The organism is Methylobacterium sp. D53M (assembly GCF_053345625.1).
This window is the reverse complement of record NZ_JBKFAL010000026.1, coordinates 14,024-37,509: the sequence shown is the minus strand read 5'-3', so window position 1 is coordinate 37,509 and position 23,486 is coordinate 14,024. Positions and strand designations below refer to the sequence as shown.

18 protein-coding genes are annotated in these 23,486 nt (G+C 69.8%); 11 read left to right on the top strand and 7 right to left on the bottom strand.

Annotation, left to right across the window (positions count from 1 at the left end):
* Window positions 1–44: 44 nt before the first annotated feature.
* On the bottom strand, window positions 45–1,454 hold the full coding sequence (locus ACLBYG_RS26025; protein ID WP_447683398.1) for a phosphomannomutase: 1,410 nt from the start codon (window positions 1,452–1,454) through the stop codon (window positions 45–47).
* Between the two features lie 362 nt (window positions 1,455–1,816).
* On the opposite strand from ACLBYG_RS26025, the gene ACLBYG_RS26020 reads away from it, so the two are divergent.
* From ACLBYG_RS26020 to ACLBYG_RS26000, 5 genes are all read left to right on the top strand, one after another.
* A complete protein-coding gene (locus tag ACLBYG_RS26020) occupies window positions 1,817–2,245 on the top strand; it encodes a DUF4214 domain-containing protein (protein WP_427508320.1) in 429 nt (142 codons plus the stop codon).
* Window positions 2,246–2,503: 258 nt separating this feature from the next.
* The gene (locus ACLBYG_RS26015; protein WP_447683397.1) at window positions 2,504–3,505 is read left to right on the top strand and encodes a GHMP family kinase ATP-binding protein; all 1,002 of its coding nucleotides are present in this window, start codon (window positions 2,504–2,506) and stop codon (window positions 3,503–3,505) included.
* A gap of 67 nt (window positions 3,506–3,572) precedes the next feature.
* Complete coding sequence (locus tag ACLBYG_RS26010) at window positions 3,573–4,505, top strand: NAD-dependent epimerase/dehydratase family protein (RefSeq protein WP_447683396.1); 933 nt, start codon at window positions 3,573–3,575, stop codon at window positions 4,503–4,505.
* Between the two features lie 82 nt (window positions 4,506–4,587).
* Window positions 4,588–5,175: a D-sedoheptulose 7-phosphate isomerase gene (locus ACLBYG_RS26005; RefSeq protein WP_427508317.1), complete on the top strand. Its 588-nt coding sequence runs from the start codon at window positions 4,588–4,590 to the stop codon at window positions 5,173–5,175.
* Between the two features lie 10 nt (window positions 5,176–5,185).
* Window positions 5,186–6,418: an HAD-IIIA family hydrolase gene (locus ACLBYG_RS26000; RefSeq protein WP_447683395.1), complete on the top strand. Its 1,233-nt coding sequence runs from the start codon at window positions 5,186–5,188 to the stop codon at window positions 6,416–6,418.
* 122 nt (window positions 6,419–6,540) lie between these two features.
* Here the strand turns inward: ACLBYG_RS26000 and ACLBYG_RS25995 are convergent, their stop codons facing one another.
* Window positions 6,541–6,690 (bottom strand): hypothetical protein, encoded by a 150-nt coding sequence (locus ACLBYG_RS25995; protein WP_182179728.1) that lies wholly within the window; start codon window positions 6,688–6,690, stop codon window positions 6,541–6,543.
* Between the two features lie 86 nt (window positions 6,691–6,776).
* The gene (locus tag ACLBYG_RS25990; RefSeq protein WP_447683394.1) at window positions 6,777–7,319 is read right to left on the bottom strand and encodes an NUDIX hydrolase; all 543 of its coding nucleotides are present in this window, start codon (window positions 7,317–7,319) and stop codon (window positions 6,777–6,779) included.
* A 236-nt stretch (window positions 7,320–7,555) separates the two neighbouring features.
* Between ACLBYG_RS25990 and ACLBYG_RS25985 the strand changes: the two genes are divergently transcribed.
* The 5 genes from ACLBYG_RS25985 to ACLBYG_RS25965 all read left to right on the top strand — a co-directional run bounded on the left by ACLBYG_RS25985 (window position 7,556) and on the right by ACLBYG_RS25965 (window position 15,782).
* Window positions 7,556–8,794: a class I SAM-dependent methyltransferase gene (locus tag ACLBYG_RS25985; protein WP_056526555.1), complete on the top strand. Its 1,239-nt coding sequence runs from the start codon at window positions 7,556–7,558 to the stop codon at window positions 8,792–8,794.
* Window positions 8,795–8,820: 26 nt separating this feature from the next.
* Window positions 8,821–9,774, top strand: coding sequence for an NAD-dependent epimerase/dehydratase family protein (locus ACLBYG_RS25980; RefSeq protein ID WP_447683393.1), 954 nt, complete (start codon window positions 8,821–8,823; stop codon window positions 9,772–9,774).
* Window positions 9,761–10,687 (top strand): NAD-dependent epimerase/dehydratase family protein, encoded by a 927-nt coding sequence (locus tag ACLBYG_RS25975; RefSeq protein WP_447683392.1) that lies wholly within the window; start codon window positions 9,761–9,763, stop codon window positions 10,685–10,687. The genes ACLBYG_RS25980 and ACLBYG_RS25975 overlap by 14 nt, the downstream gene beginning before the upstream one ends.
* Before the next feature lie 37 nt (window positions 10,688–10,724).
* Window positions 10,725–11,495 carry a hypothetical protein gene (locus ACLBYG_RS25970; RefSeq protein WP_447683391.1) on the top strand — a complete coding sequence of 257 codons (771 nt, stop codon included), beginning with the start codon at window positions 10,725–10,727 and terminating at the stop codon, window positions 11,493–11,495.
* A 132-nt stretch (window positions 11,496–11,627) separates the two neighbouring features.
* On the top strand, window positions 11,628–15,782 hold the full coding sequence (locus ACLBYG_RS25965) for a glycosyltransferase (RefSeq protein ID WP_447683390.1): 4,155 nt from the start codon (window positions 11,628–11,630) through the stop codon (window positions 15,780–15,782).
* Between the two features lie 126 nt (window positions 15,783–15,908).
* Here ACLBYG_RS25965 and ACLBYG_RS25960 read toward each other — a convergent pair whose 3' ends face one another.
* Genes ACLBYG_RS25960 through ACLBYG_RS25945 form a run of 4 tightly spaced genes read right to left on the bottom strand, consistent with a single transcriptional unit; the run spans window position 15,909 to window position 21,427 of the window.
* Window positions 15,909–16,784: a hypothetical protein gene (locus tag ACLBYG_RS25960; RefSeq protein ID WP_354455056.1), complete on the bottom strand. Its 876-nt coding sequence runs from the start codon at window positions 16,782–16,784 to the stop codon at window positions 15,909–15,911.
* Window positions 16,781–18,826, bottom strand: coding sequence for a glycosyltransferase (locus tag ACLBYG_RS25955; protein ID WP_447683389.1), 2,046 nt, complete (start codon window positions 18,824–18,826; stop codon window positions 16,781–16,783). The genes ACLBYG_RS25960 and ACLBYG_RS25955 overlap by 4 nt, the downstream gene beginning before the upstream one ends.
* Window positions 18,826–20,733 (bottom strand): glycosyltransferase, encoded by a 1,908-nt coding sequence (locus ACLBYG_RS25950; protein WP_447683388.1) that lies wholly within the window; start codon window positions 20,731–20,733, stop codon window positions 18,826–18,828. The genes ACLBYG_RS25955 and ACLBYG_RS25950 overlap by 1 nt, the downstream gene beginning before the upstream one ends.
* A 4-nt stretch (window positions 20,734–20,737) precedes the next feature.
* Window positions 20,738–21,427 carry a hypothetical protein gene (locus ACLBYG_RS25945; RefSeq protein WP_447683387.1) on the bottom strand — a complete coding sequence of 230 codons (690 nt, stop codon included), beginning with the start codon at window positions 21,425–21,427 and terminating at the stop codon, window positions 20,738–20,740.
* Between the two features lie 572 nt (window positions 21,428–21,999).
* On the opposite strand from ACLBYG_RS25945, the gene ACLBYG_RS25940 reads away from it, so the two are divergent.
* Complete coding sequence (locus ACLBYG_RS25940; RefSeq protein ID WP_447683386.1) at window positions 22,000–23,406, top strand: FkbM family methyltransferase; 1,407 nt, start codon at window positions 22,000–22,002, stop codon at window positions 23,404–23,406.
* The last annotated feature ends 80 nt before the right edge of the window (window positions 23,407–23,486 follow it).

The window sequence follows — 23,486 nt, the reverse complement described above, 5'->3', positions numbered from 1 at the left end:
GCGACCTCCGTCGGCGCCGGTGGTCCCGGCGTCGCGCCGCAGCGTCACGGATGTTGAGCCATGTCGGCGGCCGCGGCCGCGAGGCCCCAGCGCACCAAGTCCTGCGCCTCATGCCCGGATGGCGCTTCCGCGTAGCATCGCAGTTCCGGCGCATTGCCCGAGGCCCGGAAGTGGATCGACCGCCCGCCGTCCAGACCGATCCGGACACCGTCTTGCTGGTCCACGGCCTGCGGCGAACCGACCGGCTGAAGGAAGGCGCTCCGGAATGCGGTGTCGCAGAGCCGGGCGAGAAAGGCGCCGCTGCGCTCCGACGGTGTCTCGGGCAGCCGGTCGCTCGCCATCTCCCCGGCCTTGAGCGCGGTCACGAGTTCCGCGAGGGACGTGTCGCCGCTTCGCAGAGCGGCCAGCGTGGCCAGAATCGGCAATACGGCATCGCGCGTCGGCAGCGCGGCCAGGACGCCGCCGGCGAGCGTGACATCGGACCCGAGCAGGAAACCGCCATTCGCCTCGAACCCGACGATGGCGCCCGCCCCAGCGCGCGGCGCCTGCTCCATCCCGGCGATGACGAAGGGCGAGCCCACCTTGGTGCGCACAACCGCGCGGAAGCCCCCCGACTTCTCCAGCGCCGAGCCGGCCGTGACCGGCACCACGACCGTGTCCGCGCCGAGAAAGCGGGCGGTGATCAACCCGAGCACATCGCCCCGGACGATGCCGCCGGTGCCGTCCGCGACCAGGGGACGGTCGGCATCGCCGTCGGTGGTCACGAGCGCGTCGAAGTCACCGGAGGCCATCACGTCGCGGATGAAGGCGACGTCCTCTGGACGATGCGCCTCGGTGTCGATGGGCACGAAGGTCGCCGAACGCCCGATCGGCGTGACGTGTGCACCCAGGTCCGCGAGCAGGTCGGCCAGGAGATCGCGGGCGACGGAACTCTGCTGGTAGACGGCGACGCGCAGGCCCGACAGCGTCCCGGACGGGAAGGCGTCGCCGTAGCGCTGGCGATAGCGCGCGATGGCATCGGGCTCGGGCTCGGGCTCGGCGGCCGGCAGCGCGGCACTCGCGCAGTTGTCCAGAGCGGCGAGGATGGCCGCCTCGTCGGCCTTGGTGATCTCGCCCTCCGGCCGGTAGAACTTCAGCCCGTTGCGATCCTCGGGGATGTGGCTACCCGTGACCATGACGGCGAAGGCGCCCCGTCGCATCGCCTCGAGGGCGAGAGCCGGAGTCGGCAGGGCGCCACACTCGATGGCCGCGAAACCGTTCGCCGCCGCGGCCTGCGCCACCGTCGCGGCGAGACCGGGGCTGCTGTCGCGCAGGTCCCGCCCGATCACGACCACCCGGGGGCCGTCCCCCGAGACGGCGCGGAAGAAGGCGCTGGCGTAGGCGTAGCACGGGCCGCCGACGAGGTCCGTCACGAGGCCCCGCAGGCCACTCGTCCCGAATTTCAGACTGCTCACGGCGCTTCCGTAGGCCCCGAATGTGATCCCTTCGAGAACTGATGCCGCGAATCGCGGGGCTTCACAACGCTTGATCTCAGCCTGACCCCGGCCTTGTTCCGGGCTGATCCCGGCCACGTCCGGACGGACGCGCGGGCCGGCACGCGGCCGCCGAGCGCCGTTTCCCTGGCGATTGCCCGGCCCTTATGAGACAGTTCGACGGGGCGGCCTCGTGCGGTCTCCCACGCCGGATCCGATGTCTGGCAGACGACGTTTACACTCCCTTAACCATAATCTAACCAACTGGTAGCAGTCGCGATTCTCGTTTCGCAGTCGCAGCCGTAGTCAGCATGTACGGACACAGCGTCAATTTCTCGGATGTGGTGAGTCTGACGATCGCTCTGTCGGAGCGCGTCGCCGATACGTGGCGGCAGGGACGACCCGTGCCGGGCGAGGAGGTGGAGACCATCGGGAACGTCGCCGCGTTCCTCCGCGAGCACCTGTCCGAGTGGCCGCCGCAGCTGAGTCGGGCGATCGGCGACGTGATCACGAGTTCGCCGAAGGGTCGGGAGCGCTCGCTGCTGCTGATCGAGTACATCCAGTCCGGCGCCTTCGATCAGCAGCAATCCGGCAAGCTCACGATGCCGTTCGTGATGGACCTGTACCGCATCGTCCTCGGACGGGACGCGGAGGAGGATGCGGTCCGCCACTGGTCCGCGCAGCTGAACGCCGGGAAGATCACGCGCAAGCAACTGCTCGGCACGGTCATCAGCTCCGACGAGTTCCGCGCCTCTCTGAAGACCGCCGCGTGATCCTGCGCGTGGGAGGCCGATCGGCGGCGCGAACCGGCTCACGCGTGACGGCAGCGTCCGCCCCGCCAAGCCGGCCCGTCGTGGGCGAAGGTGTCCAAATCCCGACACCTTCGCGCGCCAGACTTGCGTCGCGTATGGTGTATCAAACTCGTCGCTGCTAAGCACACCGCGTCGGCGTGGTCGCAGCCTGCAAGCTTGGTCGCAAAGTATCCGCTTCGTGCGAGCGGATAGTTGAGCGCGAGATCTGGAAACTATTGAATGCTGACGGTTACACGGACGCCGCTGCGGGTCAGCCTGTTCGGCGGCGGTACGGATTATCCTGAATATTTCGAGCGCGCGCCCGGCGCCGTGGTCGGGATGGCGATCGACAAGTATATCATCATCGCCGCCCTCGACCTGATCGGCTGCCAGGACTATAATTACAGATTAAGCTACTCGAAACTTGAGCACTGTGACAACATCGAAGAGATCGAGCATCCGGTGGTGCGTGAAGTGCTGAAGCATTTCGAGGTCGACCGCCGGCTGGATATCAGCATCATCTCCGACCTGCCGGCCGCGGGCAGCGGTCTCGGCTCGTCGTCGGCCTTCACGGTCGGATTCCTGCGCACGGTCTACGCCCTGCGCGAGCAGAAGCCCACCAAGATCGAGCTGTCGAAGAAGGCCATCGAGGTCGAGCGCGAGATCCTGCGCGAGAATGTCGGCGTCCAGGACCAGCTCCACGCGGCGTTCGGCGGGATCAACCGCTTCGATTTCAGCGGCTCAGCCATCCGGATCTCGCCGCTGCAGATGAGCTCCGCCGCGATGCAGCAGCTCAACGCGTCGATGGTGCTCGTCCATACCGGCATTGCCCGCCGCGCGACCACGACGGTCGCCGCGCAGATCGCCGTCACGCGGGCCCGGGCGATCGACAAGGAGCTGTCCGAACTCTACCGGCTCGTGGAAGAGTGCGTCTCCCTGCTGGAAGGTAGCACCACCGGCTGGCTCACGCAGCTCGGCGAGATGCTGTCGGCCTCGTGGAAGATCAAGCGCACGCTCTCGCGCGACGTCTCCAACACCGTTCTCGACGACCTGTTCGAGACCATCGTGGCGTCGGGCGCCTACGGGGCGAAGCTCTGCGGCGCGGGCGGCGGCGGCTTCTTCCTCGCGCTGATCGATCCGGAGAAGATCCCGGCCCTGACGGAGCGGGTCGCACCCCTCTCGGTCGTGCCGATCGGCATCGACGTCGACGGCTCGACGCTCATCTACCGCCAGACCCGCTGAGCGGTAGCTTCACACAGACCGGTGCGGCTGTTACGAGGCCGCCGGCTCACCTGGACGAGATGCAGGCATGCGAATTCTGATCACCGGCGGCGCGGGCTACATCGGGACGATTCTGGTGCCGATGCTGCTGGAGCGCGGCCACCACGTCACGGTGCTCGACACGTTCAAGGCCGGTACGCCGGACCTGTCCTCGGCCTGCCAGTACGACACGTTCGAGCCGATCAAGGGTGACGCGCGCGACACGCGCATCCTGGACGAGCTGATCCCGAAGCACGACGTGCTCATCCCCCTCGCGGCCCTGGTCGGCGCGCCCCTGTGCAAGGAGGACGCGATCGGCGCCACAACGCTCAACCGCGACGCCGTGATCGCCCTGGTCGAGCGCGCGGGCGGGGAGCAGAGGATCGTCTACCCGACGACCAACTCGGGCTACGGCGTCGGCGAGGCCGGCAAGTTCTGCACCGAGGAATCGCCCCTGCGGCCGATCTCGCTCTACGGCACCACCAAGGTGGAGGCCGAGAAGGCCGTGCTCGACAGCGGCCGCGGCGTCAGCCTGCGGCTCGCGACGGTGTTCGGCATGGCGCCGCGCATGCGGCTCGACCTCCTCGTCAACGATTTCACGCACCGGGCCGTGAGCGACCGGGCGCTCCTGGTCTTCGAGGGCCACTTCAAGCGCAACTACATCCACATCCGCGACGTCGCCAAAGGCTTCGTCCACGCGATGGACAATTACGACCGGATGCGCGGCGAGGCGTACAATCTCGGCCTGTCGAGCGCGAACCTGTCGAAGCTGGAACTCTGCGCGCGCATTAAGGCGCACGTTCCGAATTTCGTCTACGTCGAGGCCCCGATCGGCGAGGATCCCGACAAGCGCGACTACATCGTGTCCAACGAGAAGCTGGAGGCGACCGGCTGGTTCCCCGATTTCGACCTCGACCGGGGCATCAAGGAGCTGATCAAGGGCTTCCGGATGATCCGCAATTCGCGGTTCGCCAACGTCTGATCCGGACGTCCAGGGCCCAGCAGCGATCGCCCCGCCGGGCGGCCCGACAGGCCGGCCGGCGCGGGAACGGACCGAGGTGACCATGAGCGCGATCGTCGATTTTCTCACGCAGACCCGCGACACCTTCCAGGCCGCCCTCGACGATCGCGGCTTCCACGCGACCCTCGCCGAGATCGCCGATCTCGTCACCGCGTCCCTGCGCGACGGTGGCAAGCTCCTGACGATCGGCAACGGCGGCAGCGCCGGCGACGCGCAGCACATCGCGGGCGAGTTCGTCTCGCGGCTCAACTACGACCGCCCGCCGGCCGCGGCCGTGGCGCTGACCACCGACACCTCGGTGATCACCGCGATCGGCAACGATTACGGCTACGAGCACGTGTTCGAGCGGCAGGTTCTGGCCCTCGGGCGGCCGGGCGATGTCCTGCTCGCCCTCTCCACGTCGGGGCGGTCGCCGAGCGTGCTGAAGGCGATGGACGCGGCCCGCGGCCTGGGTCTGCGGGTCGTCGCCTTCACGGGCGCCACGGGCGGGGCGATGCCCGAGCGGGCGGATGTCTGCCTGCACGCGCCGTCGGACGCCACGCCGCTGATCCAGCAGGTCCACATCACCGCCGCGCACATCGTGTGCGGCCTCGTCGAGGAGAACCTGTTCCCGCGCGGGACGGCCTCTTGAGGACCGTCCGGTGAGCGGTGCGGCGGGCGAGGGCACCGTCCGGCAGGCCATGATCCTGTGCGGGGGCTTCGGCACCCGGCTCGGCGCGCTGACGGCGGAAACCCCGAAGCCGCTCCTGCCGGTCGCCGAGGAGCCGTTCCTGGACGTGCTGCTGTTCGAGCTCGGCCGCCACGGCTTCACGGACGTGGTGCTGCTGGCCTCCTTCGTCAGCGAGAAGATCCGCGCCTACGCGACCGACAACCCGGTCGCCCGCCGCTTCGGCATGACGGTGCGGGTCTCGATCGAGCCCGAGCAGGCTGGGACCGGCGGCGCCGTCGTGCACGCCCTCGCGGAGGCGGACGAGACCTTCCTGCTCATGAACGGCGATTCGTGGTTCGACTTCAACCTGCTGTCACTCGCCGAGATGGCCGCACGCCATCCGGAGGCCGCGATGGTCCTGTCGCTCCGGCGGGTGCCGGACGCCGCGCGCTACGGCGTCGCGATCCTCGACGGCGCGCGGATCACGGCGTTCCTCGAGCGGCCGCCCGGGCCCGGCCCGGGTCTCGTCAATGCGGGGGTCTATCTGGTCCGCCGCGACGCGTTGGCCGGCCTGCCGGCGACCTGCTCGCTCGAGCGGGACGTCCTGCCCGCCCTCGTCGCCGAGGGGCGCGTGGCGGGCGTGGCACACGAGGGCTATTTCCTCGATATCGGCGTGCCCGAGAGCTATGCCCGGGCCCAGACCGAGATCCCGGCCCAGCGCCGGAGGCCCGCCGCCTTCCTCGATCGCGACGGCGTCCTCAATCACGACCACGGCTATGTCGGGTCCGTCGACCGGTTCGACTGGGTCGACGGCGCGCGCGAGACGGTGCGCGCTCTGAACGAGGCCGGATTTTTCGTGTTCGTCATCACGAATCAGGCCGGCGTCGCGCGCGGCTTCTATACAGAGGCGGACGTCGCGCACCTGACGGCCTGGATGCAGGAGGATCTGCGCCGGGTCGGGGCGCATTTCGACGATCTGCGCTACTGTCCCTACCATCCGGACGGGACGGTCGAGGCCTACAGAAGGGTCCACGACTGGCGTAAGCCGAGGCCCGGCATGATCCTCGACCTCCTGGACAAGTGGCCGGTCGATCGGGACCGCAGCTTCCTCATCGGCGATCAGGAGACCGACATCGCGGCCGGTCGCGCGGCCGGCCTGCCGGCCCACCGCTTCGGCGGGGGAGACCTCCTCGCCTTCGTGCGCGACGCCGGGCTCCTGACCTGACGCGCTCCTGACACGACGCCGGAACTCGGATCGACGGCGAGCCGCGACGCCCCCGGCCCAGGCACGGTCGTAATCGCTGCAACGGCGTGCGGTGGAGGCTTCGTGACGTCCGGTCGACGCGCTCAGTCGGCGGATTTGACGAGCTGCTCGGCCTGCGCGGCCTCGCGCATCGCGCGCTCCCAGTCGAGCTTGCGCTCCCGCGTCGCCGCATCCTTCCGTCCGGCCGCCTTCTGATCGCGCGGCTCGACAAGTTTAATGTCGTAGTTCGCCATCTCGAAACCATCTCCCGCTCTGCCGAAGGCAACGCGGAAAGACAGTTTCGGTTCAGCGTCGGCACAGGAATCTCAATCGAGCCCGATCAATCGGCGCCCGATAGACCGATCAGGATCATGGCCGCGTGGGCGGCGCCGATCACGGCGCCCGATCGCGCCAGTCGCAGGGCCTCGGCCCGCGAGACGCGCAGGACCTCGATATCCTCGCCGGGATCCGGGCGCGCCGGACCGGCGGCCACCGCCCGCCCGCGCACGAGATGCATGCGGTTGGCGTAGCGGGCCGGATCCGCGTTGAGGGTGACGACGAGTTCGGCATCGGCGCAGCGGTAGCCGGTTTCCTCGCGCAGTTCGCGGTCCGCGGCCGACAGGATGTCGGCGTCGGTGGCATCGATGACGCCGCCCGGCAGCTCGAGGCTCATGCCGCTGTAGGCGTGCCGGTAGTGCCGCACGAGGATGACGTGATCGTCCGCGTCGACCGCCAGCACGAGGGCGATGTCGGGCGCTTCCAGGACGTAGTAGGGCGTGACCGCGTGGCCGGACCGCGTCACGCAGTCGTCGGCGCGCAGCCCGAGCCATCGGTCCTTCAGGACCTGCCGGGATCCGCGGACCGTCCATTCGCGTGCCGACATGCGCGTCTCCAGGGCTCGGAACTGCGCGCTTCATCCGACGCCGGCGCGGCGTCGGCAAGCGTCCGCCGCGGGGACGCGCGCCGCGGACCTTCGGCCTCGAAGCCGACGGGCGCTTTTTCGGCCCGGCCGCGCGGCTCCGATTGCGTCCCCGGACCCCAGCCGGTAAGCGTCGCCCGGTCGGAAGAGCCTCATCGCAGGCCGCCATAGGGGTTACGATGACGGGAACGAAACTCGCCATGGCATGCCGCGTCTGCGACGGACGCGATGTCGAGATGTTCCTCGACCTGACCGATCAGCCGCACTGCAACCGCCTGATCCCGCCGGAGCTCGCCGACCGGCGCGAGCCGCATTTCCCCCTGCGGGCCGGCTTCTGCCACGACTGCACGCTCGTCCAGATCGATCACACGATCCCGAAGGAGAGCATGTTCAGCGACTACCCCTACGTCTCGGGCACGACGAAGACGCTGGTGGAGCATTTCCGCCAGACGGCGGCCCGGCTCGTGGAGCGGTACGGCCTCGGGCCTCAGGACCTCGTCGTCGATATCGGCAGCAACGACGGCACGTGGCTGCGGCAGTACGAGCCCTTCGGCCTGCGCCGCTGCGGCGTCGAGCCCGCCTCCAACGTCGTGGAACTCGCCCGCGCCGCCGGCGTGCCGACGCTGAACCGCTTCTTCAACGCGGAGACCGCCGAGATCGTCCGCGCGCAGGACGGGCCGGCGAGCCTGATCACCGCCGCCGGCGTCTTCTTCCACCTGGAGGAACTGCACAGCGTCGTGAAAGGCATCGTCGCGCTGCTCAAGCCGGACGGCGTCTTCGTCGTGCAGGCGATCTACCTGGGCGGCATGATCGAGAACACCGCCTTCGATCAGATCTACCACGAGCATCTGTGCTACTACACGCTCCGTTCCCTGGAGCAGCTGTTCGCGCGCCACGGCCTGGAAGTCTTCGACGTCAGCGTCGTCCCGGTCCATGGTGGTTCCCTCGAGGCGCATGTCGGCTTCCCCGGCGCCCATCCGGTCAGCGACGCGGTCAAGCGCATGCGCGCCGACGAGGAGGCCCGCGGTTACGGCAAGTTCGAGACCTATGTCGGCTTCGCCGAGAACGTCCGGCGCCTGCAGGCGGCGCTGCTCGATCTGCTGGAGCGCATGCACGCCGAGGGGAAGACGGTCCACGCCTACGGTGCCCCGGCCAAGGGCGCGACCCTTCTCAACGCCTTCGGCATCGGCCCGCGTCTGGTCCAATACGCGGCCGAGAAGAATCCGCTGAAGTTCGGCCGCCTGATCCCCGGTGCCCGCATCCCGATCGTCGAGGAGGGCAGCGTGCCCGCGCCCGACGCCTACCTAGTGCTCGCCTGGAACTTCATCGACGAGTTCCTGGCGCGCGAGCGCCGCTACCTCGAGAACGGCGGCGCCTTCATCGTTCCGGTGCCGGAACTCAAGGTGATCACCGCCGCCGACCTGCCGAAGGCGGTCTGAGCGTGGCTGCCGTCTCCCGATCCTCCTTGCCCGAGACCGTCGTCGTCGTCGGTGCGACCGGGTTCGTCGGCCGCAACCTCGTCGCGCATCTCGCCGACCGCGTGCCGCGGCTGATCGCGGTCAGCCCCTCCGGCCGCGCGGTGCCGGGGGCGCATGAGGCCGCGCGCTTCGATGCCCTGGAGGCGCTGTCGGTTCCCGCCGACGCCATCGTCGTCAACGTCGCCGCGCAGCGCTACGACGCCGACAAGTTCGAGACGGCGCAGAGCGACCTGCTGACCGGCAATGCCGAGATCGCCAACCGCCTCTACCGGTTCTGCCTGACGAAGGGCATCCGCGAGGTGCGCGCGGCCTCGAGCGTCGCGGTCTACCCGGCGGCCCTCGATCCCCTCGACGACGCGCAGGCTGTCGACCTCAACGCGCCGCCCAACCGGAACGAGGCCTTCTACGCCTGGTCGAAGCGCTGGTCGGAGGTGATCGCCGACCTCCACGCCGAGCGCTACGGGATCCACACGATCAGCTTCCGCCTGAGCAACCCCTACGGTCCCCACGACTCGACGGATCCGCGCAAGGCGCACGTCCTGCCGGCCTTCGTGATGCGCGCGCTCGCACCGGGGGAGCGCTTCGAGATCAAGGGCAACCCGCTGGTCGAGCGCGACTTCATCTACGTCGGCGACGTCGTCGACGTGTTCGCCCGCTCCCTGGAGATGCGGGAGACGAGCGACGCGCTCAACCTCTGCCGCGGCGAGACCACGACGCTGCTCGACCTCGCCCGCACCATCCTGGAGGTTGCGGGCGAGAATCGGCCGGTGCACGCCCCCGACACGGCGACCCACGGTGTGCTCGCCCGCCGCTCGACCAACCAGCGGCTGCGCGAGCGCTTCGGTATGTCGACCTTCACGGGACTCGCGGACGGGCTGCGGCCGACGATCGCGTGGTATCGCGAGGCCTATCGCGACGGGGCGCACCATGCCGGGGCCTGAGCGCGACATCGTCATCGGGGCGGACGGCTTCCTCGGGCGCAACCTCGTCCCGCGGCTCCGGGCCGAGGGCCGCGAGGTCGTCGAGATCGGTCGGGCGGCGGGCGACCTCTCCGACTGGGCGAACGTCGAGCGGGCGCTGCGGACTGCGCCCCCGGCCGGCCGGATCTTCCACGTGGTGACCCGCCAGCGCACCGGCGCGGTGCAGTACGACATCCAGGGCGAGCTCCTGGCGATCAACGCCCGGGTCCACCTGAACGTCCTCGAGGCGTGGCGCCTGTTCCAGCCGCAGGCCAAGCTCGTCTCCACGGGCTCGTCCTGTACCTATCCGGAATCGGCGGAGCCGCTCCCCGAGGCGCGGTTCGGGCAGGGACCCACGCATCCCTCGGTGATCGGCTACGGGCTCGCCAAGCAGGTCCTGGCGACGGGCTCGGCGGCCTACGCGCACCAGTACGGCCTGAGCTTCCTGCACTGCGTGCTGGCGACCCTGTACGGGCCGCACGACAACAAGGCCTCCGACCGCAGCCACTTCGTCGGCGCCCTGCTCGACCGGGCCGTGCGGGAGAAGGCGGCGGGTGCTGCGCAGTTCGAGGTCTGGGGCAACCCGCAGACCGTCCGCGAGGTGCTGTACGTCGACGACCAGATCGACGCGATCCTGGCGGCGGACCGGGCGTTCGACAACGAGATCCTCAACTGCGCCGCCAACACGCCCGTCACCGTCGAGGCGGTGGCGCGGGCGGCCCTGGCGGCCCTCGACTGGTCCGTCCCCCTGGTCAGCCCGCCCGGCTCGTTCCAGGGCGCGGCCTACAAGATGCTCGACTCTTCGCGGTTCCTCGACCGGACCGGCTGGCGGCCGCGCATCGATCTCGAGGCGGGCCTGCGCAGGCTCGCCGCGGCGGAGTACGCCGACCGTTGAGACCACCCCCCGCGCTCGCCGTGCCCCTGATCGCCCCATGACGGACGCCGCCGAGAGCCTCGAGGACACGCCGTCCCTCCACGCGCGCAGCGTCCACGCCGCCAACGCGGCCGTGCAGGGCGGCGACCTCGCGGCGGCGAAGGCGCATTACGGGGCCGCGTGGCGGAGCGCCGATGTCGGCACGCTCGTGATCGGCGACAGCCACGTCTTCACGTTCCTCGAGGCCGGGCACGTCCTGCCGGTCTGGCTCGGCGCCGTGACCATGCACCGTGTCGGCCGCGACGGTCCGGCCTTCCTCGCCCTCAGCGAGCTGCAGGTCGAGCGCGGCCTCGACGTGGTGTTCTGCTTCGGAGAGATCGACGTGCGGGCCCACGTGGCGCGGCAGGCCGAGACGCGGGCCATCCCCGTCGAGGCGGTGGTCACCGACCTCGTGGATCGCTACCTCGATGCTCTCGACCGCGTCTGCGACCGCCCGGGCGCGCGCGTGTTCGTGGCGACGGCGGTGCCGCCGCAGGAGATCGCGGCGGGATCGCCGCACGCGGCGCCCGATCTCGCGCCGCTTCCGGACCGGATCGCCATCGCCCGGATCCTCGCCGAGACGCTGGCGGCCGGTGTCCGAGCGCGCGGTCTCGGGCTGATCGACCTGCACGCGGCGCTCCGCGACCCGAACGGGCTGATGCGGGCCGCTTGCGGCTCGGACGGGATTCACGCCTATACACCGGAGGGCCGGCGCGTTGCCGCGGACCTGCTCCTGGCGGCGCAGGGCGGGACCTGGACCCGCTCGCCGCTGAGCGGCGGGGCGGCGTGAGCAGGGCCGCGCCGCGCGCGCCGCGGCCTCGATCCGTCGCCGAGGCGACCGGCCGCGCCCCGCGCCTCTCCACCATGCGCGAGGCGCGTCGCCCTGCGCGCGCGACCCTGCCGTCCAGGAGACCGACGTTCCATGACGCGTGAGCGCTTCATCGTTGTCGAGCAGAGCGCGCTGGCCGTGGGCGGGCATTACAGCCAGTACACCACGGCGATCGCGCGCGCCGCGCGGGAGGCCGGCCTGGAGCCGCTGGTCCTCAGCAACCGGCGCGCCGAGCCTGACGCGTTTCCGGACGATCTCGCGATCCGGCCGACCTTCTCGCTGACCTGGGGCGAGGCCGAGTACGGCACGCCCGACGGTGCGCCGGTCGAGTTCGGCCGGGAACTCAGGGGCGCCCTGGCGGACCTGCGGGCGGGTCCGCGCGACATCGTCCTCGTGCACACGCTGGGCTTCCGGGAACTGCTCGATGTCCTCGCCTTCGTCTGCGCGCGGGAGCCCGACGCGGCGCACCCGACTCTCCACGTGCTGCTGCGCTACGATCCCGCCCCCCTCGCGGCCGTGATCGGCACCTATCGCCCGTATTTCGACCGGATCCGGACCTCGCCGACGCTCGCCCGCAGCGTCCGGTTCCACGCCGACACGGAGCGGCTCGCCGCGACCTTCTCGCACCTGACCGGGGTCGCGTTCCTGCACGCGCCGATCCCGTTCGACCAGGCGCATCTGCGAGCGGCCCTGGCGGACCCCACACCGCCCGCGGGCGATATCCTGAGGGTCCTGTATCTCGGGGATGCCCGCCTGGAGAAGGGCTACACCGACCTGCCGGCGGCCGTGGCCTCCCTCTGGGCCGACCTCGTCGGGCCCGGCCGCATCCGCTTCGTCATCCAGTCGAACTTCAACACCCCCGGCGGTGAGCCGGGCGTCCTGTCCGCCCAGCAGCAGCTCGCGGCCTACGGCGATCGGCGCGTCCGGCTGCTCCCCGAGGCCCTGGATGCCCCCGCCTATTACCGCCACCTCGCCGGGGCCGACATTGCCCTGATCCCCTACGATGCCGCGCGCTACCGGGAGCGCAGCTCGGGTGTGCTGGTCGAGGCGATGGCGGCGGGCCTCCCCGTCGTCACGTCCGCGGGATCATGGATGGAGACGCAGGTCGGCCCCGACAACGCCGTCCTGTTCGATGCGCCGGACGCGCTCGCCGACGCGCTGCGCCGCGCCGTGGCGGATTACCCGAGGCTGCGGGCGGGCGCACAGGCCCGGCAGGCGGCGGCCCTGGAGCGCGCGTCCCCCGGCAACTTCATCCGGCACATCGTCGCGGCCACGCCGGAGCCCGTCGCGGGCGAGCGCCCCTCGGTCCTGCTCGTCATGAACGGCGATGCCATGGTCCTGCGCAACGGCTCGAGCCGGATCGCGCGGTCGCAGCTGCAGTACCTCGCCGCCGCCGGCTACGCGGTCACCGGCCTGTTCCTGTCCCACCGCCGGCTGGACGGCGCCGCGTACCGTGACTGGCACGGGGCGCTGCTCGGCGTTCTGCACGATTTCGCGTTCGAGCGGGTGTTCGTCGCGACGCCCGGCCGCTCCGCGGGCGACGCGCCGACCGCCGGCACCCCGACGCTCGCGGACGAGTTCGTGGCCGCGGCGGCCTACGCGGTTCCGGCATCCCTCGCCGGCGCCCTGCGGACGAGGCCGCCGGATCTGATCCTCCTGAACTACATCACCGCCCTGCCGCTGGTCGACGCGCTCGGGGTCGACGCGCCGATCGTGTGCGAGATGCACGATCTCCAGGCCGTGCAGCGGGCGATCTACGCCCGCCGGCCGGTCGACCCGGACGAGCTCGCCCTCGAGACCACGCATCTCGCGCGCTGCCAGCACGTCATCTCGCTCAACCCGCGCGAGACGGCCTTCGTCCGGGACAATCTTCCGAGCGTCCCGGTCACCACGGTCGGTGTGCAGATCGCGCCGTCTCCCGCCCGCCTCGCCGACCTCGCCGGCTTGCGCGACCTTGCCGACGTGATCGCCGCCTGCGGCCCGCAACGCCCCGCCCTGCGTCCCGCCCGGAAGCCCGCCTCCCAGCGCGTCGCGCTCTTCGACGAGACCGGCATCGACGTCCTCTTCGTCAGTTCGGCGCACCTGTCGAACGTCTCGGGCCTGCGCTGGTTTCTCGACGCGGTGCGCGCGCGCCACCTGCCCGATCTCCGCGTGGTCGTCGCCGGCAGCATCTGCGATCTCGGCCCGTGGCCGGACGAGCCCGGCCTGCACTTCGTGGGCCAGCTCGACGACCTCGCGCCCCTGTACGCCGCGGCCCGGATCGTCGTCCTGCCGATCCGGGAAGGGGCGGGCAGCGCCGTCAAGACCTACGAGGCGCTCGCCCACGGCAAGCCGATCGTCGCGACCTCCCTGGCGTTCCGCGGCCTCGACGGTGCCGAGGGTCTGGTCGCGCATGACGAGCCCGAGGATTTCGCGGCCGCGCTCGAGGCCCTGCTCGCCGCGCCGGACCTGCGCGCGAGCCACGCCGCCGCGGCGCGCGCCGCCGCGCTCCGCCTCGGCGATGTCGGGCGCTACCGCGCGGCCCTGAACGGGGTGTTCGGCGCCGTCCTCGGATCGCGCGCCCGGCCCGCGCCGGCCCCCGAGCCGATCCGGGCCGACGCGGACCTCGTCGAGTGGAGCCCCCTGCTCGGGGCGGTGAACCGTCTCTGCCGCGCCGTGATCGCCAGGTACCCGCCCGATCCCGTCCTGCGGAGCGAACTCGCGGGCTTCGACGCCGCGGCCGCCCTCGCCCTGGTCGAGACGGTCGCGCGCACGATCCTGGAAGAGCGGCCCGTCTCCCTGCTGAGATCCGACGATGCGATCGCGGCCGAGATCGTGCGCTTCGCCATGCGCGAGCCCGTCGACACGGTCGTCGCGGCCGCGCGGATCGTGCTGGGCAGCCAGGCGAGCGAGGCGGCACATCGGGTTCTCTTCGACGGGCGCAGCCCGATCCGCATCTCGAATCCCGGCGCCGGAGCCGGGCAGGCCCAGGTCCGGGCGGGCCGGAATGCTCTCGGCGCGAAGCCGAACCCGCAGGGCGGCCTCGTCTGGACCTATCGGCCGGATCCCGAGGCCCATCCGCATCTCGGCCTCAGCTTCGAGCCGCGGCACGATGCCCGTTGGACGGCCGCGCAGACCCTGTCGGCCGCCGAGCGCGCGGCCGCCGTGCTGGCGATGCCCGCCGCGGAGGGCCTCGCCATCACGCTCCTGCCGCCGATCTGCGCGACCGGTACCGCGTGGATCGAGATCGACCTTCCGGAGCGGGACGCCGCCGAAGCTGCGCTCCGACTCGACGACGGCGCGGTCCCGACGATCCGGCTTCGGATCGGCGGTCGGCTGCGGCTCCGGGCGGCCATCCCGCCCGCGCATCGCGGCGGTCCCTTCACCCCGGTGACGATCCGCCTGCACGGGGTCTCGGATCCGGCGCTCGTGCGCGACGTCAGCGTCGGCTGGTCGTCCCAGGCCCTGGAGGCCTTCCTCGCGGGCGATCCGCAGGTCCCTGCCCTGCCCGCCGAGGTCGCCCCGGCGGCGGGCGGTTCGGGCCTGTCCAGGCTCTTCTCGGGCGCGCTGCGCCAAGCCCTGCGCCCGCGGACCGTGCGCCCGCTCTGCGTCGCGCCGGAACTGAGCCTCGTGATCGCCGTCGATCCGTCGCCCGGCGCCGACAAGGCGCCGGTGCGCTGCTTCGCGGACGGCGTCGAACTGGTGCGCACCGGCGCGGCGGACCGGGTCGCGTTCCTCAGGCCGGGTTCCGTCGAGCCGCGATCGTGGTGTCCGCGAATCCAGCTCGTCGGCGCCGGCTCGGATCCCCATTCCGGCACCGTGACGCTCACGCTCGATGGTCTCAGGGACGCCGTCACCGGGGATCGCGGCTTCATCCGGACCAATCTGCACGAACCCGAATACATCGAGGGCCGGATCTCGCACCGCTGGTCCGGAGCCGATCCGGTCACGGTCATCGATGTGCCGGTGTGGTCGGATCAGCCGGGCCGCCTGGAGGTCGTTCTCGTCGCCCTGGGCCGCAACACGGACCCGGACGACGTGGCGGTCGCGATCGGCGGTGAGGCGGTCTCGATCGAGCGGGCCGATCGCGACGGAATCGTCACGCTCACGGCCGCGATCCCGCCGCGGTCGGAGGCCGGCTCGACGCGTGTCGAAGTCGCCGTGCGGACGAGCTTCCATCCGGAGGGCGATACCCGGACGCTCGGCGTCGCGTTCGGATCGATGCGCTTCGTCTACCCCTTCAGCGCCGCGGTCGATCGTCCGTCCTGATCGACGCGGCCGCGCTCCCGATGACGCGCGCGGCCGCCCGCGCCCGCAGGCCCGCTCACCGTGCGGGCATCCGAGACGCATCCTGCGCGCAACGGCAGCGACGCGGGCCGCCTCGCGGTGCCTGTCCTAGATCCGGAACTCCACGGCACCGGCCGGGAAGATCTCCGCGACCCGGGCTTCCTGTTCGCGGAGGTCCCAGAGCCGGAATTCGGCGTACCGGATCCGGAGGCTGTCGCCCTGCGCGGCCACGTAGCAATGCTCGAAGGCGAAGAGCACCGTGTCGAGCTTCGGTCGCGCGTCGCGGGGCTCTACCTCGCCGCGTGCCTCCGCGTCGGCCGAGACGTCCAGCGTGATCGCGGCGTGGCCGCTGGTGGGCATCGCGTCGAACGCGCTCACGAGCAGAGCGATCTCGTCATGGGTCAGCTTGAGGAGGAAGCAGAATCGCTTCACCGACTCGAACGTGTCCCCGGCCGGGAACGCGCGCAGCAGCGTGATCGAGAAGGGACGCCCCTCCTCCGGCAGGCTGCGCAGGTGCCGGGACGGCACCGCGCGCAGGGCCGAGATGTTCATGGTCTTGGCCGCCGACGGCTGGGCCACGCGGCCCTCGCGCCGGCCGTTCGTCCGGTAGTGCAGCAGCGGGTTGACACCCGAGGCCGTCACGTCGGGGTAGCGGATCAGGTAGGAGGTGCTGCTGAAGCCGGGATGCGGGTCGAGCCCGGCGGCGGACCCGAACCGCAGGTAATGCCGCACCGGATCGAGGCGGGTCTTGCCGCTCTGGTTGCGGAAGAAGGCCGTGTCGAAATCCTCGGCGGGATCGCGATTCTCGGCGGCGCCGCGCCAGACGTAGTGGAGGTAGGGGTCGATGCCCGAGGCCGCGACGTCGCCGTTGTGCCTCAGGTAATAGGCCGCGTCGAACAATCCCGGCACGCGCCCGATGACGACGCGCCGGAACACCTTCGAGATCGTCCGGATCGCGGCCCGCTTGAGGGATGGCTGACTCATGCGAAGACCGGCGCCTCGCAGAGGGACCGGAGCTTCTCCGCGTAGGCCACGGGCGAGCAATCCTGCGCCACCTGCGCCAGCCCGGCGCGCTGCAGCCGCCGCCAGGCCTCGGCATCCTCGTGGAGCTCGATCAGCCCGGCGATGAAGGCATCCGGGTCGCGCCAGTCCCGCGTCAGGTATCCGGAGCCCTCGGGCCAGCCGAGCTGCTCCGCCAGGATCGGCGTGAGCAGGCAGGGGAGCCCCTGCGCGACGGCGGCGTGGACCTTGTGGGGCATCCCGGCGGCGAAGCGTGTGGGGGCGACGAAGACGCGCGCCCGGTCGAGGAGCGGCGTCGGGTCCGGGACCCGGCCCATCACGGCGACGTTCGGTGCCGACAGGCGCGCGCGCAGATCCGGGGTGACCTGCCCGATGATGGTGAACGGCACGCGCGGCAGGGCGCGATGGACCTCCGGCCAGACGGTCTCGAGGAACCAGATCAGCGAATCGACGTTCGGCGAGTTCTCGTGCTCCAGCGACCCGATGAACACGAAGCCGCTGCGGCCGTCCAGATCGGCCGCGCCCTCCGGCTGCGACGCGAAGGCGTGGCCGAGCACCGCGGTGTTGCGCACGCCGTGGAACTGAAGCAGGCGCGCTTCCGCCTCCGAGACGCAGACGACATGGTCGGCCTGCGCGAAGTTGCGGGTTTCCCGGCGTGCGGAGGCCGCCAGATGCGCGCCGAATCCGTAACCGTCCCGCAGGGTCCCCTCGAGGAAGGCCCGCAGGCAGAACAGGGCCTCCGAATCGAAGATGACGCGGCTCCGCGCGAAATCGCGCAGCGCCATGTCCCGGTTCTGGAAGATCTGGCAGACCAGATCGATGTTGTGCGGGCGGCTGACCCAGAGCACGTCGTAGTGGTCCTGCCGCTCGTCGATCAGCCGCGCGAGTCCCGCCCCCTCCTCGGCATCGAGGATCTCGACGGTGTCGGGGAGGTCGCGGTACCGCTGCGCGATCTCCGGATCCGCGCGGTAGACCGGATAGACGGTCACCTGATAGCCGAGCCGAGCCAGCGTGGCGACGATGAAGTTCGCCCGCGGCATGCCCGCACCGAGGTCGATATGGGGCACGCCGTCGTCGATGTAGAGCACCTTGAGCGCCCAGGCGTTGTGTGTGCGGTCGCCGAAACGCGGTCCCGCATGCGGGAACAGCCATGACCGGTGCCGTTCGAGGAAGCGGACCCGGTTGCGGTCGATCAGCGCCTCGACCTCGGCCCGCACCGGCGTCGTGGCGTTCTCGAAGTGGATCGCGCTCGCCCGCGGCTGATAGATGACGCGCCGCCCGGCCTGGTGACAGCGGACGCACAGGTCCGTGTCCTCGAAATAGGCCGGGGCGAAGAGATCGTCGAAGCCGCCCAGCTCCTCGAAGAGCGCGCGCTCGATCATGAGCACGGCACCCGATACGTAGCCGACCTCGCGCTGGAACGTGCCCTCCGCCAGGAGCGGGTTCGCGTTCCCCCGGCCGTAGGGATGCGTGATCTGCGCGTCGTCGCGGAAGAACGCGCCGCTCTCCTGCAGGTAGCCGCCGGGGAAGACGAGGTGGGCGCCGACGATGCCGACGGTCGCCTCCGAGAACGGGGCCACCAGGGCGCCGAGCGCGCCGGGCATCAGTTCCACATCGGGGTTGAGGAACAGGAGGTAGCGTCCGCGGGCTGCCGCGGCCCCCTGGTTGCAGGCCGGGCCATACCCGACATTCTCCGTGTTGCGGATGACCGTGGCCCCGTCGAGCAGGTCGAGGACGGTCAGGGTCTCCGCGTCGGAGGCGTTGTCGACGACGATCACCTCGAAGGACGCGCCCGCGAAAGCCTGCTGCGTGGCGAGCCGATAGAGCGTCAGCGTCAGCAGATCGCGGGCATTGAGCGAGACGACGACGATCGAGACGAGAGGCGCCGCGACCGACGGGAAGGCGATCCGGAGCCCGTTGCGCGCGATGGCGTTCCCGATGAGGCGCGCCTCCGCGATCGCCGCGAGCCGCCCGTAATGTGGATCAACCGCCTCGATCTTCTTCATCACTGGACTTCGAGGTGGATGGTGCCCGCCGGAGTGAGGCGGATCAGGCCCACGAGGTCATCGCTGAGAAACAGCACCGCCTTCGGCCGGGACGGCGTCTCGCGCGCTGCCGGGATCGGTGCGGCGGATCCGTCGATCTCCAGCGGCTCGAAGGTGAGACTGGCGGGCACGGGGGTCAGCTCGCCGCGTGTCGCGGCGAAGGCGAGGCCGGGAGAGCGCGCCAGAGCCGCCGTGCCGGTCAGCCGCAACTCCCGTGCCGCCTCCCCGTCCCCGAGCAGGAAGGCCGCGGTCGCCCGCGGCCGCGCGACGAGGAAACTCGGGACGCAGGTCACCACCGTCAGCCCATCGGCCTCGTACCCGATCAGGTGGCCGTCCGCTCTCCAGTCGGCCTGGGCCTCGCCGAGAGACCCGGCGATCGCCTCCCGGGCCGCTCGCGGAAGAGCGCGGCGGTGGATCCATTCCGGGGAGAGGCTGACCGGACCTCCGTGCAGCGCCGGAAGTGCGCCCGCAGGCGGCACACCCCCGTCCGGCTCCGGGCTCACGAACCAGCGCCGCCGCTCCGGCGCGTAGCCCGCCTCGCGGGCGGTCGCGGGCGAGGGATTCTCGGTCGCGACGAGAATGCCGCCGTCCTCGTCCACGACCGGCAGGGAGCGCAGGGAGCGCTCCTCCCTGACGACGATTCCCGCTCCCGCCGTGGTCGACACGTCCGGCGCGCGCGCTGCGGGCGAACGCGCGCGTCGCGCCGAGCGGCGCGGGATCGCGTCCAGCCACGCGGCCTCGCAGGTCGCGGCCCTGGCGTTGTAGCGCGCGAGCAGATCCGCGCAGGCCGCGGTCAGGGTCGCGAGGGCGTCCGAGTCGTCGTGAAGGCTCAGGACCGCCGCGACGGTGTCGGCCACCCCCTCCAGTCGGTGAGCCGGATGGTCGGTGTCGAATCCCTCGAACGCGATTCGCGTGCCGATCACCGGCCGACCCAGCGACAGCGCTTCGGCGACCTTCATCTTGAGACCGCTTCCCATCAGCATCGGCGCGACCACCGCGTCGACGCCCGCGTAGAAGGTTTCGACGGCGTCGACATAGCCCGCCAACTCGACGCCGGGTAGGTCCAGCCCGTTCAGGCTCGCGCAGATCTCGCCGGCGATGACGAGAACGGGCAGGCCCGGCCGCCAGGACGCAGCCCAGCCGTGGGCGAACTTGCTGATCGAGAAGAGATTGGGATCGTTCCCGTGGCCGATGAAGCCGAACCGGGTCAGCCGGCCGGGTGCCCGAAACTTCGCGCGCTCGGCGAAGACCGGCGGGAGCAGGTACACGTCCCGATCGACGAGGCCGCGGAAATACGCCGCCTCCGCCGATTGGATCGCGAGGACCATGTCCGCGCGCGACAGGCCGACGGCTTCCGACGCGCGGTCCGTATAGAAGAAGTTCGGCTCGGCACGGAAAGGTCGGTACTGGAGATGCCGGTCCGCGAAACGGTCATGCGTGTCGATGATACGCAGCACCCCGTCCGGAACCGCGTCGAGGCACCGCGACAGGAACACGTAGTTGACGACGATCGCGCACGTATCGGCATGCCTCTCGAAATACCAGGCCACGAACGCGTCGAGTTCGGGCGGGCACCAGGCGTCGATCGTGAAGCCGCCCGTCCAGGTCTTCAACGGGATCGGCGTCGCGGCGGGGATGGAGAAGACGCGATCGAAGGCAGCCGCCATCGCGGCCGCATCCGTCGGTGGATGCTGCCCGAAGCGGCGATAGACTTGGTCTTCGTGCTGGAGATAGGCGAGATCGATCGCGAACCCGCCCCGTCGGAGCGCCTCGCAGGTCGCCGAGAGCCGCCGCCGATTGCCGGCGCTCATCGGTGCCGCGGGCATGGGTGTCACGACCAGGACGGTCGGCTTCCCCTCGGTCGCCATGCGCTCACAACGCTCCGATCACGCGAGCCGCCACGTATCGGCCATTTCCGCTCAGGATGGCCCCGTCGGCGCGCTGCGTGTTCAGCGGAATGCCCGTCGTGAGCGACACCGCACCTCGGCGCGCCGCATGGAATCGAACGGCTGTGAGCGGGCTGCAGGCGTAACCGGTCGATGACCGCACGATCATGCAATCCGGTACGAAGTCGATCTTGTGCGCCAACCAAGTTTCAGCCGTATCGCCGCACCGGACATCCGGATTTCCGGCCTCGTCCTCGGCGAGGATTGCGTCCAGTCCCGCTCTCAGGATCGGGATCAGCGGACCGAAATGCGCGAGGTTGCCCGGTGTCAACGCGGATACGAGCGCCTTCGCGACGGTGGAAGTTTCCTCGTCCGACATGGGCGTCGTCGTCGAAGTCATCGCGACGCGCCGATCGCCGAAATGCGTGCGGATCGTGACAGATGAGAGACTGGAGAAGGTACTCTCCTCCTCACAGGCCAGGACAAGGAAGCAGCTCGGATCCCGGACCCGCTGTCCAGTAAATCCGGAGAACGACCAAGCGATGAGGTCAACAGATGTCGGGCTTAATACCCCGAGCGGCACCGCGCAAGATCCACGCATCGGAATCTTGAGGACGGCGGTTCGGCGGTCAGTATAAACAACGGCTCCAGAAGTTGAGATGTCCTGCACTTGCATCAGGGTGGCAGACTCAATGGTCGATGAGCGGACAAATTTCAACGTGATAGGCTTGTACTTGTCGAAATGCGGACCGCTTGCCCTCGAAAACCCATTGCCGGGACGGGACTCCCCGTCTATGAACCTGCGTATCACATACAATGCGAGCCGACGGCAACAGGTTTAATTTCCTTCTGCGCGCGCCGCGGCAGGCATGGCAGGCCGAAGCGAGGATGGCGAGGGTTATTGCGCGAGTGCCGAATTCCTCTCCGGAAAAGCCATGCCGGGGACGCCCGCCACGCTGCGGGGCGCCCCAGGGACGGCAGGCGCGTGGCCATCAGGGCGCCGCACGGCCCGATTCCGAGACGCGCGGCCCGGCCGCAGTGTCCAGCGCCGCGATTCATCGATCGGCCTATCCCGTCATCGCATCGCGGGCGCTTGGGGAATCGGCCCCACCGCGCTCCGGCGCATCAATTGCGCCGCAACGGACGCATCGTCCCGGCGGTCAGCGTCATTCCGCGTCGGCTCCATTCTTGACGCTGTGCTACAGTTTGCCAAAGCAGGCAGTCCGTTAATCAGAGGTCCGCACCCGCATGTCCGGTCCACCCATCTCCGTCGCCGAGCAGCATGTCCAACTCGCAGCGCGGCATTTCATCAGGCGCGGCGACGCCGTCTATGATGTCGGTGCAAATCGTGGTTGGCTGACGACCTCGTTCTGGAAGCTGGTCGGCTCCGCAGGGCAGGTCTCGTGCTTTGAAGCGAGCCCGAGGAACATTCAGATCCTGGAGGCGCTCGTTTCCGCCAACGCCATGAGCAGCGCGGAAGTCATCGGCGCGGCGGTCTATACGGAAAGCGGCATCGAGGTCGAGCTGTTCGAGAATTCATTCTCTAATACGGACAGCATCTATTTCGCCGACGATCGTGCGAAGAGTATAAAAGTACCGACGATATCTTTGGACGATTATCTATTCTGCACGCAGCGTCCGCCGCGCTTGGTGAAGATGGACATCGAGGGTGCGGAATACGACGCTTTGCTCGGGGCCGAAACGCTCGTCGAGAAACACCGGCCGGTCCTCCTGCTGGAGATGCGCAAGGAAGATGTTCGGCCCTACGATTTTCTGACCGCGAGAGGCTATCGGGCCTATAATCTCAAGAATTTCGATCTCGTACGAGATGCCGCCGACTTCGAAGGCGGCGGCATGGTCGAAGACATTCTCTTCGTGCACGAGGCCGAGCTTGATCGGCCGGAAAATTCCTTCCTCAAGGTCGCGAATGATCAAGCCTTCGAGCGGGTCGACCATGAGGTTGAGCAGTTCGGCAAGACGACACTGTGCCATATCTCGGTGAAGCCAGGGATATCGTGTGTCAAAGTATTCACGCGCGGACGTAGCCGGACCGGCCTCTCCTGCTCGGTGATCGCCGGGGGTCGATGCATCGTCCGGAGCGATGCCGATTACTATCTGATTTGTGAGCCGAATTTTTCCTTCACAAGCTATAATTCAACTGTCAATACGGTGACGTTGTGCATGCAGGTGCTCAACGACGATCCTCTGATCGAAATCGTCGGCGTCGACGTGAAGACGATTCCGCTCGACGCGGGGGCCGCACGGCATCTCGACGTTCTCGACATCATTGATCCATTCGGAGCGCCGATCGCAGAGGTCTTTCCTGTGCTCGATGAATGCATTAATCAGAACCGGGCTGATATCTTTGACAGGCTCGCTGGTCCGATTATCAGAGTCGAGCCCAACAATCCGCGCCTCGCGTATCTCTCCGGCATGTCGGCTGCCGCACAGGGTAGACTGGACGACGCGTCAGCATTGTTCGACCGTGCATTGAGCCTCGGCTTCGACGCCTTCTGGGGACAGTTCCGGCGCGCCCACGTCCTGAACGCCCTCGGTCGAAAATCGGAGGCCCGGGAGGCTGCGCTCGCCGCGCAGCGCGCCAGTCCGCACCATCCCGACAACAACGCCTTGCTTGACAGTCTGGCGGGGTCGTGAGGCCTCGGCCCGTGAACGGGATCGAGGTGCCATGACCGCTGTCCAGATCCGGAGCACCGGGTGAACCTGCTCGGCGGTTC